Source organism: Scytonema hankhaensis NUACC26 (assembly GCF_045865695.1).
Classification (GTDB): Bacteria; Cyanobacteriota; Cyanobacteriia; order Cyanobacteriales; family Nostocaceae; genus Scytonema.
The window spans coordinates 47,112-59,842 of the sequence record NZ_BAACAP010000209.1 but is presented as its reverse complement, the minus strand read 5'-3'; the positions used below and the strand labels follow the sequence as shown (position 1 = coordinate 59,842).

The following is a 12,731-nucleotide window of genomic DNA, read 5'->3' as shown; positions in this document are numbered from 1 at the left end:
CTCCAAGTAGTACTCTGTCAAATTTGAATTGAGGGGCGGCTTATCCTCTCCTTCTCTTCCTTAGCGTACTTCGCGTCTTCGTGGTTTTATTTCACCCGTCAATTGTGGGTTAACAGACCACTAGGAATTGTTGAGCGCCAACTGGTTTACTATCGAAAGCAAAGTTGGATAACTACGATGAGGGAAGCCAAAAGACTGTCTGCATCGTTAATCGGTGCTGTGGTGCTTGGGGTGAAATTGGGGTAATTACGTGCCAGGATTTACCAGTTTCTACCAAAGCGACCGAAGAACCAATTAGCGGAGGAATACTGTAAACAACACTAGAAGTATCCTTTTGCAAGAGAATTTGCAAGCAACCTCCCCAGTCATTAGACCATTCTTCATTGAAGTAGAAGAGATGAGTTAGGACTCTGTGGGAACCATCGGTGTGGGGAACCCAGAATTTAGCGTGTCCAGAGTGAAATCGACGAAAACCTATAGTCATGAGACAGTTTTCTAACTTCAATCCCGAAAGCTTTCCCATCACTTTTAGATAAGCAAGTGACCATAATTCCTCAAAGAACCTCTGCCAAATCTCATTACAGTTTGGAATATTAGAAGTAATTATACCTGACTCAACTCGGCTTCGCCAATGTTCGTTAATCTCTCTGAGTTGGGAAACAACTTCTTGTTTTGCAAATACTGGTATTGCTAAACTAATATCCCCTTCTCCCAATTCTCTAAACTGTTCTTTTGAAGGGTAGCTGTTCATCAACTCGAACTTGGCATCAGTAGCAATGATATCCTCAAACAAGATCCATCGGTATGGAGTCTCATAAACCACAGCCATTTGTAGGGCTGACCAATTTAACACCATTCTTAATTCTACTCCTATACTAAGTACCGAAATAACTCATCAAGTTCATGCGATCGCAATATTTCTCAAAACTGCCACCTCACTGTGAACTCAGCGGTAAACGGATCGCCCGGATAAACTTGCAGACTACTGCGGGCGCTTTGAAAGTAGTCAACATTAAATATATTTTTCAGATTGAGCGCAACATTGAGATTGTTTCTCCGGTAATAAATCGCTGCGTCCGTCCTGAAGTAGGAAGGTAGTTGGAAGGTGTTGCCTAAATCTCCTTCTCTTTCACCCACATAATATAAACCTATACCACCTCCAAATCCTTTCCAGCCTCCAGAGGGAATGATGTAAGTGTTCCACAAACTCAAGCTGTTTTCTGGCGCGTTATTTATGCGGTTACCTACTTTGTATGTGTTGTCCTTTGTAATCCGTGCATCTATGTAATTATAGGAAGCAATTATATTCCATCCCGGCAAAATTTCTCCCACTAAATTTAGTTCCACACCTCGACTTCTTTGCTCACCAGTTTGCACGTTGAAGCCGGGATTTCGTAAATCGTTGGTTAAAACATTATCAAATGTCAGTTGATACAACGCTAAGTTGGCAGACAATTTATTATTTAACCAATCAGTTTTTACACCCACTTCATATTGAGTACCGCGAGATGGTTGGTATAGTACACCGCCAAAGCCACTGCCAACGTTCTGCAAAAACGAGCGGTCATAACTAGCATAAAGAGATATCGGTTCAATTGGTTGATAAACAATACCAACCCTTGGACTAAAGGCAGAGTCGGGCTGATAGGCGATCGTAGTCCTATTCGTAAGAAAATTTGTATTTCTAACGTAATTCTCTATATAGTCAAAGCGTCCGCCCAGAAGTAGCTTGAGATTACCAGTCAACGCAATTTGGTCTTGTAAATAAATACCTATAGCATCATTTCTCGTTAGACTCTTGTTTGCAACGGCAATAGAACCTCTTGGTTGTCTATAAACTGGATTAAACACATTAATAAGAGCGAGGTTTTGTTGTGTTGTCGGGCTGAAAAAGATTATATCTCGATATAGATCGAAGCCTAAGAGTAGTTGATGTTGAATGCTACCAGTGTTAACTTTACCAACAACATGAGTATCTATAATGTAGTTGTCCCAAATAGAATCAGAATATTCTTGAATTCTGCGAGTGAGAAAACGATTATTTGCTTGTAGAGATAGAGGAAAAGTGGCTTTTTGGTCAAAATTTAGAGATAAAAGATGAAAAGTGTTCTGCAACGACCAGTTTTCATTAAAACGATGCTCGAAGTCATAGCCGATGCGGTACGTCCGGCGTTTGCCTAAATCGGTGCCTTCTTCTCCTAAGTAACGCTCCAGTGGTATCTTGCCATTGGGGTTGCGCGATACTGTTCCTGCTGCTGGAAGACCTGGATCGATGGGTACTGACCTATTTTGATACTCTGCTTCTAAAGTTAGCTTCGTATTTTCATTAAAGCGATAAGTAAGTACTGGTGCGATGTTCAGAAGGATTCCATGTATATAATCACGAAAATAATTAGAATTTTCGTAAGAAACATTCAGGCGATACAAAAGCTTTTTATCGGAGGTGACTGGACCAGAAAAGTCAATTGCGGGTTTATAGAAGTCATAGCTACCACCAGACAGTTCTATTGAGTAGTACGGTTCTGAAAGTGGCTGTTTTGTAACAATATTGACTGTACCGCCGGGATTACCTTGACCGTAGAGTATGGAACCAGGTCCCTTAAGAACCTCAATGCGCTCTACGTTGGTGAGATTGGTTCCAAGAGTTGAACGGTTGACATTATCCCTTAAACCATTCCGGAGAGTATTTAAACCTTCAAATCCCCGAATACCAAATGAAGTTGTTGAGCGGGACGGGCCAAACACACTCTGCACTATGCCAAAATTTTTGAGTACATCCTGAACATCACGCGCTCCTTGGTCTTCAATGAGTTGTCGAGGCGCAATCTGAATCGATTGAGGAATATCCCGCAGTGGTGTTTCTGTCTTTGTCCCCACACTCGTCCTAGGAACTTGATAACTTCCTTCTGGTGTGCCAATTACCTCTAACTCAATTGGCTGCTTGTCTTCATTTGCTGGTTTTGGAGTTGTCTGTGTCGGCTGTTGTACAGTTAATGTCACCGTACTCACCCCAAATACCAACCCTTCATTACTGTCAAACAACTCCACTGTTGGCACAAGAGCTTCACCCGTTACTGTCACCCGAATACTGTTAGCATCGACATTAGTAACAGTCACCTCAGCAATTCCCGCTGCTGGCTTTGATTCACGAAAGCGATCGCCACTAATTAAGCGCAACTGAGCGTTAGGTATGTCTGCAATATAAGAGTTACCCTCAATTTTCGGAGTTACTTGCAAGCGATCGCTCTTCACACCCGTTTCTAAAATCACCTCCAAACCCTTATCAGTGCTATTAACCTTCACTCCCGTCACTGATATTACTTCTGTTTGGGAAGTAGGTGTTTGTGACTGCACAAGCATCTGGGTCTTGGGACGCTTTATCTGGTTAAGCAGGGAGATTTTTCTAGTTGGTATCTCTTTTCCCAGAACAGGAACAGTAAACGCAAACAATGAACTTGTCACCAATAGACTTTGCCAGAAAAAGATAGATATTATCTGTAAATTCATACCTCACACACCCACTTGGTCAAAAATGTTAACCACATAGTCAATCAAATCAGAGTTTATTAAAAGCTAATAACTCTTTCTACTGCTATCCATGCAATATTTGCCCTTATTTCATGTCCTGTAAATAGGGGCAAATTCATAATTATTGATGCAAAAATAGTACCAGTTATCGAGTACTTTACCAAGCAAGTTGGTAATAAAACTTTGACAAACACTACTCTCTCTATTGTCAAGCAAATAGACAGCAGAATTATCAAACTAGTTCAATCGACTGTAAAATGCCTCCTCAAGAAGTTTTTTTGTTGTTCTTTGGAAGAATAACTTGTTGCGGCAAAACAATAACGCGAACGTTAAGCTCCGAAGAAAGCTAATTTTCAGTTTCATTCAAATGTAGCGATCGCTCAGAGTTGATAACGAGAAAAAGGAGAATAGAACACAGAGATCCGCCTGATATTGAAAATATAACGTCCACCCCTTTTATCCCCAGGCACTACTAGACGAGCAAATCCCCTATCTCCCAACAGTTGTGGCGCTTCGGATGGGTCATCTTTAGTTGCATATGCTACTAGTACTTGTTTGCCTTCATAGTCAGGATCGACCTCCCCTACTCCTACAACCACTTGATAGCAGTTAGTGGCATCTAAAGCAATATACTGCCGGATTGAGTTGTTGTTCACTGTTAGGTCAGGATTGGGTTTAAGTCCCCCTGCTAACTGAATCAGTGTCCACAAAGGGACTCCTACATAAGTATGACTTTCTGGTCCTTGCATCGTTATGTAGTTTACTTGAACTTCCTCTGGCGGCAATGATTGAAGGTCTGCTAATGTAAAAGTCTTCGGATTTACAACTTGACCACCCACGCGAATTTCTTCCGAAAAACCACCATCACACCCCTCCCGAGCTAAAGAGATTAAATTTGGTTTTGATGGAGGATTTGCTAAAGTCAGTTGTTCTATCCCTATTACCGATAGCATTATTGACAGTGCTATCGATAGCGTTAAGGATATGAAGGCTACGTAAGCAAAACGACGATTCAGATGCATAAGTTATGTCTTGATTTTACAGCGTATTATTAGGGAAATTGATGATTAAAGCTACCGATTTTATAATTGAGTCTTGGTAAACCTATTTATTTGAGTAACTGCTGTTAACCCCACAGCAATTACTAGACCTGCAACTCCAAGCCATTCAGGTGCAGATTCAGAGTTGTATGGACTTGGAAACCCATACTTTGATAGAATTTCTTGCCCTTCTGGTGAGAGAATATACTGAGCCAATTTCTCTCCATCTGGGTCTGCTCCCTTAAGAACAGTCAAGCTGAAGGTTGCATTTGTTGCCAAGTTATCTGGTAATTCCACAATTTGTAGGTCAGATGCAGCTGCGACTGATGCCAGACCCACTGTGTAATAAACTAGAGCTACATCTGCTAGCTTTTCATCTTCCAAAATATATTTGAAGGTATCTACACCAGCAGGAGGAGTAACGGTCGTGGGAGCGCCACCCACTAGACGTAAAGCTTTATCATTTAAAATTTGAAAGCTGCCTGGTTTGATACTATCAGCTTTTTGAAATATCTCTTGGGCGTAGTCTCCAGAAGAGTCTAGAATTGGTGTTGAGGTTGCGACTCTAATATCAGGGTCTAATAACACGTCCAACAAATTGTCTGATGTTATTGATAACCCCGGTCTTACTAAGGCTACTATACGGGTTTGGGTGAAAATTTCCACAGAACCACTTAAACCTTGGTCAAACAGTTTTTGGGGATTGCGAATACTCCCACTAGCATAAACATCTGCGGACGCTCCTTGAAGTAAAAATTCTTGTTCTATGCGTTCGCGGAGTGAACCACAAGGAGCAGACACTTGTGTAACGGGAATACCATATTTCTCAGTAAACTTGTTAGAGATTTCTCCAAAAGCAGTCCTCAATGCGCCTGCATTGTACAAGGTAACAGCGTGAACCTGACTCGGAAGCGTCACACCTGAAATTAAAGTAGCAATTGATATAGCAAATAAATGCTTTTTCATGATGTTTGGCACTGAAAACTATTGCTTGTCACAGTCAAAACACGTTGGCAATAAATTATGCAAACGTTATATTGAGCTTTGGTTGAAATTACTATATACATATATGTCAATGTTTAATTGTAAACATTGATATATACGTAATTTTTATTTCCTACGGAATACTACCAACAATGTAAGAAAAAGTCAATTTGATGCAATCAAATCTATAAAACTGAGCGTCAACCATCGGGCGATCGCGTGACAACAACCCCGTTTTCGCTGATGCAGCAATCAACAGCTGCTAACGTGCTTGGTATTGGTATGTGAATTGGTTTAGAGCAAAAGCCTCAAATTAGGATACATAGGTGTTTACTCACCTACAAGTTGCGATCGCTTACTTGAACTTTTCGCTGTTTGGCAGCCATCGACCGTAACCGTGCAAATTAGTCATATTAAAAACTTAATTTTCAAATTATTCTACGTATAATTAACGATAATTGTTCGTAGGGAAGTATTTGTTTTAGTGACTGTGGCGGTGTTAGGGACGCTCGATTAAGATTGTCTGAAATATTTGTGTTCGTGGATCGTGGTGGAGCAAAAGAAAACATATTTTTTTACCAATTAAATTGGTAAAAAGTAACTAAAATTACATTTGCCAGTCATCAAAATGTACTATATTTACCAAAGACTAAAATTTCACATTTTTTAAGTTTTCTTTCCAAAATTTGTCGATATCAGCTGATTTGGGTGTTGAAATAACACCTAAGCTTATGTAGCCTCGTATACTGTTGTGGCTCTCCTTTTTAAGGAAGTCCCAACTCGATTTGAGTTCAGTTTTGAATTGGTGTGAGGACTGTGGGAAAAAAAATATTCTTTGCTATTCGCTGGTTCATACCAGTCATCTCAGTCATTGTTTCAAACTCAGCTGACTTTGAGCAAGCATTAGCCCAACAAGCTTTAGCAACAGCATCTGAACCTATCAAAAAAATTCCTCAACTGAGCGATGTAGAGCATCCCGTAATCAGTGCTGAAGTACTGGTACAGTCACCAACACCTAGCGTACCCTCTAATACAGAAGTTGTGCCAGTGACTGAGGTAAAGGTGAATACTACTAACAAAGGATTAGATGTTATTTTAATTACACCTAATAGTCAGAAGTTACAGGTATTTCCAAGAAGCGAGGGCAACTCCTATATTGTTGAAATACTTAACGCTCAGTTACAACTACCAAGTGGTAATATCTTCCGTTCTGCAAAACCAGTAGTAGGAATCACTGAGATAACAGTAGTCAATACTGATGCCAATACTGTTCGGCTAACAGTGACGGGTGAGGCGGCTGTCCCAACAGTAGAGTTGTTTGACAGTCCTATTGAAGGTTTGGTATTTGGGGTAACAAGTACTGCATCTACTGCCCAAAGCAGTCCTGCACCTACAGAACAACAGCAAACAATTCCACAGCCAAAACCTCAGTCGTCAACAGAGGAAAATCTTGCGCCAATAGAGCTAGAGGTCATTGGTTCAAAAGAGGATTATTTTGTTCCTAATGCAAGTGTTGGAACAAAAACTGATACGCCATTACGAGACATTCCCCAATCAATTCAAGTGATTCCTCGGCAGCTGATTGAAGACCAAGGGGCGGATCGCCTTGGTGATGTTTTGAGAAATGCTGGCGTACAACCTAATACTGCTCCTAGCTTCTCCTTCCGTCTCTCAGACGGGTCTAGCACCCGAGGCTTTAGCAACGTAATTCTTAGGAATGGTCTTTATGACAGGTTATCGGGTCAAGCTTTTGGAAATGAACTCACTAACATCGAACAAGTAGAGGTTTTGCGAGGACCATCTTCTGTACTTTACGGTCAGGGTATACCAGGGGGCGCTATCAATTTAGTCACTAAACAACCACTTAGCGATCCTTTCTACGAGTTGCAGTTAAAAATTGGTAGTTACAGTTTATACCGACCTTCGATTGACATCTCAGGTCCCCTAACAAGTGATAAAAAGCTGTTGTATCGCTTAAATGCTTCCTATGAAAATTCAGGCAGTTTTATTGATTTTCAAGGAAGCGAGCGGACTTTCGTTGCACCAGTGGTGACTTGGCTTCTTGGAAATAACACTAAGCTGACTTTTGAAGGCGATTATCAAAAATCACGGCTTAACTTTTTTGAACCCGGTCTACCTGCATCAGGGACGGTGCAGTCTAATCCTAATGGTGAAATTAAGCGCGATCGCTTCTTGGGAGAACCAGATTTAGATAGGGCAATACGTACTTTAACTAGAATCGGCTACTCTTTTGAGCATCGCTTTAGTAACAATTGGTCTTTACGAAATGCCTTTCGGGCTTCGTTTGTAGATTGGATACCCCAAGCTACCACATTTCCTACTGGTCTACAAAATAACCGCACTCTAACTCGACAGTACCAACGATTGGAATCAGATTTTTATTGGAATAACTATATTTTAGACACTAACGTTGTTGGTAAATTCAAAACAGGCAGTCTTGAACATCAGTTGCTGAGTGGAATTGAGTTTTATCGAGATATTCTGAATCAGTACACTTCCATACAGCAAATTGGTTCTATTAATATCTTTAATCCTGTTTATAGAGCGTCGTCTCCAGGTAGGATTTTAAATAGAGTTGGCGCTAAAACTACGATTGATTGGTTAGGAGTTTATCTTCAAGACCAAATTGCTCTAGCTGACAACCTCAAGTTGGTTTTGGGAGGACGCTTTGACTTTGTAGATAATAAGAGCGAAAGTAAAATAACTTCAATTAGCAGAAGTCAAGCTGACTCTGCCTTCAGTCCCCGCGTAGGTATTGTCTATCAACCCATCAAACCTGTCTCTCTTTATGCCAGTTACAGTCGTTCTTTTGACCAAGCTTCTGGTAGTGATGTTCGAGGTAACTCCTTTAAGCCACGACGCGGGACTCAATATGAAGTGGGGGTAAAAACAGAATTTCTCGATAGCAAATTATCAGCTACTCTGGCATTGTATCAATTGACCTATTCTAATGTTCTGACTCCCGACCCCAACCCCAGTAATCCTGGTTTTAGCGTTCAAACAGGAGAACAGAGGAGTCGGGGTGTTGAGTTAGGTGTAGTGGGAGAAATATTACCAGGATGGAATGTCAGCACTTTTTTAGCTTATAACGATCCCCGCATTACAAGTGATAACACTTTTAGAGTAGGAAATTTTTTGGGTGGCGTGCCTGAATATACTGCTTCTTTATGGACGAGTTACACCATCTCCTCTGGTTCCTTGAAAGGATTGGGGTTTGGGTTAGGAGTTTTTTATGTGGGCGATCGCCTTGGTGATAATAGAAATAGCTTTAAGTTACCGAGTTATGTTCGTACTGATGCAGCTATTTATTACCGAACAAACAGCTTCCGAATTGAAGCTAACTTCAAAAATTTGTTTGATATTTTGTATTATGAATCAGCTTTCAGTAATCTACGAGTTTTTCCTGGTAACCCTTTTGAGGCACAATTGAATGTGAGTTGGGAGTTTTGAGCGCGTGAGGCTTTTTGTGAGACTAATTGCGATCGCATTACTGATGTTGCTTGGGCTAGTAGCTTGCAGCACAGATATTCGTCCCCCTGCAACTCGTCCTAATAAAAGTTTACTAACAACTCATCCCGAACAAGTCGTTGTGCTGTTTCCCCTCCTGTTAGAAGATACTTTGGCATTGGGAATAACACCTGTAGGTGCTCCCAAGACGTTTTCCTCCTATTTACAACTCTCACCTTCTCAATGGCAGAAGATTAAAGATGTGGGAGGATGGGGACCTCCTAATCTGGAAAAAATTCTCACTCTCAAGCCGGACTTAATTTTAGACCTCAAAAGTCCTGCTTCTCAAGAAGCTTATCCCTTACTGTCGCACATTGCACCCACAGTGTTCATTGAAATTACAAGCATTCTCAACTGGAAACAGGTTTTTTATCAAGTTGCTAATGCTTTAGGTAGGAAAGAAGCAGCAGATCGGGTTATGGCTGACTACCAAGTCCGCCTAGATCGCTTTAAGACTCATATGGGAACTCAAATTTCTTCGCTTCGGGTTTCTGTCTTAAGTATCACAAAAGAAACAATTCTTCTATTCAACAAAAAATCTTTCCCAGGAATGATTTTAGAGGATGCAGGGCTATCACGCCCACCTTCTCAAACTTTAGATGACAGACTGCATTTCCGAAGAGAGTCATGGGAACGTCTGAGCGATATTGATGCAGATGTGTTGTTTGTAGTTCCTAGCGGCTTTAAACAAGAAGCGGATACCCAAAAAGCTTTACAGCAACTCAGTTCCCAGCCCTTGTGGTCAAAGTTAAAAGTTGTTCAGCAAGGTAAAGTTTATGAAGTTGGAACTTATTGGCTTGCGAATGGTCCAATGTCCGCTTTGCGAGTGCTGGATGATTTAGAGAAATATATCTTGAATCCAAAGCGAGGTTGAGTATGGTGCTGAATTGGAATGCTTTACAAACTGCTGTAGTTTATGACAATCCTTATCGCTGGATACTGTGTAAAAATTTGATAGCACAAGAGGTTCAATTGGAGTTAATTAAAAGCTATCCATCTCCAACATTATCTGCTGAGCTTTCCCAAGAGAATGTTAGTTTATGGACACCAATTATTGCAACAGAGGAAGCTATTACTCAGTTACAAAAGATTCACGATATGTGGCGCGATCGCTTTGAAAAAGGTCAACTCACTTCTTCTGTTCAAAACCTGGGTGAGGTTTGGCAGAAACTAATAAAAGACTTATGGACACCAACCTATCGAGAAATTATGGAAGAACTGTCTGGGTTAAGGCTTAACAACCATGCAATGACAATTCAATTTCGTCGCAATTGCCACACTCGCTATCCTTATAGTGACCAAACAAAAGCTGTATATACTCCTCACCTTGATGGTTCCCCCAAGAACCTAACTCATTTGTTTTTCTTTCATCAAGAATGGTCTCTTGACTGGGGAGGTTATTTTCGAGTACTAAATGATAATCAGCCAGAATCCATCTTCTACGAAGTTCCCCCTCTGATTAACTACTCCCTCGCCCTCGTCCGTTCCGAGCGCTCTTGGCATATGGTGACTCCAGTTTCCCAAAATGCTCCCCAACTGCGGCTGAGCTTGCAGATAGCATTTTGGAACCTAAAGTCATAGTCCATTTACAGCACAGTTAACGGTAAAGTAGGAATTTTAATGAGGATAGCTATTATGGACAGACAGATAGAACTTATCTTTAACTCGCCAGCAGCCGCCGTTAATGCTTACAATATCTTCAAAATCGGGAAATTTGAACCCTTTCATCAAGATCCGGGTTTTCGCCTGTCATTAATAAGCTTAAATGCTCATTGTCTTTCTTTCAACTGCAAAATAAACGATCTGAATTTTATTCTTGGCAAGTTGACTTCAGATGAACTTGGAGATGTCTCAGTAATCAGCGATTTAATTCAAGTACAGATTGCTGTGATTAACCCAGACAACTCAATCAATCGTGAGTGATTTCTTCATCTCTTGTGATTATCCCAAGATATGATATCTTTCAGTTTCCCAAGGCGATCGCCCCAGCCTCTTGAAGCAAAAACAATCCGGAACTGCTTTGAAGCAATACAACTGCTAAAATAAATCCATAACTAATTGATGCCGTATCATTCTATGACCGTAGCTCAAGAATTAGATGCTCAACAAGGCATCTCCCCAGATGTTATATTTCCTCCTGGCGATCTATATAGTGACGAACCTCCCTTGGAAACAGAACTGCACCTGCGACAAATAATTTTACTTTTGATATGTCTAGAATGGCTGTGGCGAGATAGAAATGATTTCTATGCAGCAGGAAACCTGACTATTTACTATAGTCCACGCCAACTCAAATCAGAAGATTTTCGCGGTCCAGACTTTTTCGTAGTGTTGGGAACCCAACGGAAAACCCGCAAAAGTTGGGTAGTCTGGGAAGAAGATGGCAAATACCCGAATGTCATTCTAGAAATTTTGTCGGACTCAACAGCCAAGACAGACAAAGGTTTAAAAAAAGAAATTTATCAAGATACTTTCCGCACACCAGATTATTTTTGGTTCGACCCGTATACATTAGAATTTGCGGGATTTCATTTAGTCGATGGAGAATATCAACCTCTGCAACCAAACGAACAAGGACATTTGTGGAGTCAACAATTAGGGTTATATTTGGGAGTTCATCAGGGTTTATTGCGGTTTTTTACACCAGATGAGCAACTAGTACCAACACCAGAAGAAACAGCACGACAGACAGAACAAAAACTAGAACAGGTAGAACAAAAGGCACAACAGGAAGCTGAAAAAGCAGAACGTTTGGCAGCCAAATTACGGGAGTTAAATATCGACCCAGATACAATTTAGATAGTGCGATCGCTCACTTAAATTTTTTTGCTGTTTGGCAGCCATCAACTTTCTGTGTAAAGCAAAGGCTACACTCACAGCCAGTAAAATTCCACCAATTCCTTGACATTCTCTCACAGACAAGGGACTATTAAATCCATACTTTGCTAGTATTTGTTGCCCAGTTGATGAAACGATGTAATTCGCTAGAGCGTCGGTCAGTGCAATCAAATCTATGAGGCAAAATACTCCTCGCGTTTTAGAAAGGCAACCTTTAAGATTCGTCGAGATTGAGGTGAATGTGATGTGACTGGAGTCACACAGTGCCAAGAGTTCTCTGACTTCACTAAAATAACTGAGGTATTCAGTAGTGGTGGAATTCCTTGATAAACCGATTCTGCATTCTCATCTTTCAAAATGCGTAAACAGCCTCCCCAGTGAGTATCCCATTCTTGATTGAAATAGAATAATTGCACCATGCGAATAGTGTCAGCATCAGGATGAGGAGGAAAGCTACTTTCTGAGTCATAGCAGAAAAAGTATATGTACATTAAATCATTCATTAAGTTCAAGCCTGTGAGATTTCCAACAGTAGCTCGGTAAGCACTCGTGCATAGATCGTCAATAAGTTCTTGCCAAAGGCTATTGAGTTTACATGGCTTAATAGTATCTTTAGTCTCATCAATAACTGGTAGGACTAAAAAATTTTTAGAGCGATCGCCTACTCGCTCGAAGCCTTCTTGAGGATAGCTTTTAGCCAACTCCAAACTCTCTTCTAAAGAAAATAGGTTTTCCAAAAAAGCCCATCGATAAGGAACTTCTTGTATTGTTGCTCTTGTAATGGCGTTAAAATTAAGCATGATGTACTTTGCT

At 40.8% G+C, this 12,731-nt stretch carries 11 protein-coding genes; 5 read left to right on the top strand and 6 right to left on the bottom strand.

What is annotated here, in order from left to right:
• Nucleotides 1–172: 172 nt before the first annotated feature.
• The 4 genes from ACKTT2_RS26195 to ACKTT2_RS26180 form a co-directional block, all read right to left on the bottom strand.
• Entirely contained in the window at nucleotides 173–856 is a 684-nt protein-coding gene (locus tag ACKTT2_RS26195) for a 2OG-Fe(II) oxygenase (protein WP_407892066.1), read from the bottom strand.
• 65 nt (nucleotides 857–921) lie between these two features.
• The gene (locus tag ACKTT2_RS26190; RefSeq protein WP_407892064.1) at nucleotides 922–3,507 is read right to left on the bottom strand and encodes a TonB-dependent siderophore receptor; all 2,586 of its coding nucleotides are present in this window, start codon (nucleotides 3,505–3,507) and stop codon (nucleotides 922–924) included.
• Nucleotides 3,508–3,908: 401 nt separating this feature from the next.
• Complete coding sequence (locus tag ACKTT2_RS26185) at nucleotides 3,909–4,550, bottom strand: hypothetical protein (protein WP_407892062.1); 642 nt, start codon at nucleotides 4,548–4,550, stop codon at nucleotides 3,909–3,911.
• 60 nt (nucleotides 4,551–4,610) lie between these two features.
• Nucleotides 4,611–5,534, bottom strand: coding sequence for a substrate-binding domain-containing protein (locus ACKTT2_RS26180; protein WP_407892060.1), 924 nt, complete (start codon nucleotides 5,532–5,534; stop codon nucleotides 4,611–4,613).
• A gap of 834 nt (nucleotides 5,535–6,368) precedes the next feature.
• On the opposite strand from ACKTT2_RS26180, the gene ACKTT2_RS26175 reads away from it, so the two are divergent.
• From ACKTT2_RS26175 to ACKTT2_RS26155, 5 genes are all read left to right on the top strand, one after another.
• Complete coding sequence (locus tag ACKTT2_RS26175; RefSeq protein ID WP_407892058.1) at nucleotides 6,369–9,023, top strand: TonB-dependent siderophore receptor; 2,655 nt, start codon at nucleotides 6,369–6,371, stop codon at nucleotides 9,021–9,023.
• A gap of 4 nt (nucleotides 9,024–9,027) precedes the next feature.
• Nucleotides 9,028–9,954 carry an iron-siderophore ABC transporter substrate-binding protein gene (locus ACKTT2_RS26170; RefSeq protein WP_407892056.1) on the top strand — a complete coding sequence of 309 codons (927 nt, stop codon included), beginning with the start codon at nucleotides 9,028–9,030 and terminating at the stop codon, nucleotides 9,952–9,954.
• A 2-nt stretch (nucleotides 9,955–9,956) separates the two neighbouring features.
• Nucleotides 9,957–10,661 (top strand): 2OG-Fe(II) oxygenase family protein, encoded by a 705-nt coding sequence (locus ACKTT2_RS26165; RefSeq protein WP_407892054.1) that lies wholly within the window; start codon nucleotides 9,957–9,959, stop codon nucleotides 10,659–10,661.
• A gap of 54 nt (nucleotides 10,662–10,715) precedes the next feature.
• The gene (locus ACKTT2_RS26160; protein WP_407892052.1) at nucleotides 10,716–11,003 is read left to right on the top strand and encodes a hypothetical protein; all 288 of its coding nucleotides are present in this window, start codon (nucleotides 10,716–10,718) and stop codon (nucleotides 11,001–11,003) included.
• 153 nt (nucleotides 11,004–11,156) lie between these two features.
• Complete coding sequence (locus tag ACKTT2_RS26155; RefSeq protein ID WP_407892109.1) at nucleotides 11,157–11,879, top strand: Uma2 family endonuclease; 723 nt, start codon at nucleotides 11,157–11,159, stop codon at nucleotides 11,877–11,879.
• Here the strand turns inward: ACKTT2_RS26155 and ACKTT2_RS26150 are convergent.
• The gene (locus tag ACKTT2_RS26150) at nucleotides 11,853–12,089 is read right to left on the bottom strand and encodes a hypothetical protein (protein ID WP_407892050.1); all 237 of its coding nucleotides are present in this window, start codon (nucleotides 12,087–12,089) and stop codon (nucleotides 11,853–11,855) included. The two genes, ACKTT2_RS26155 and ACKTT2_RS26150, sit on opposite strands and share 27 nt — an antisense overlap.
• Before the next feature lie 2 nt (nucleotides 12,090–12,091).
• Nucleotides 12,092–12,718 (bottom strand): 2OG-Fe(II) oxygenase, encoded by a 627-nt coding sequence (locus ACKTT2_RS26145; RefSeq protein ID WP_407892048.1) that lies wholly within the window; start codon nucleotides 12,716–12,718, stop codon nucleotides 12,092–12,094.
• Nucleotides 12,719–12,731 lie beyond the last annotated feature (13 nt).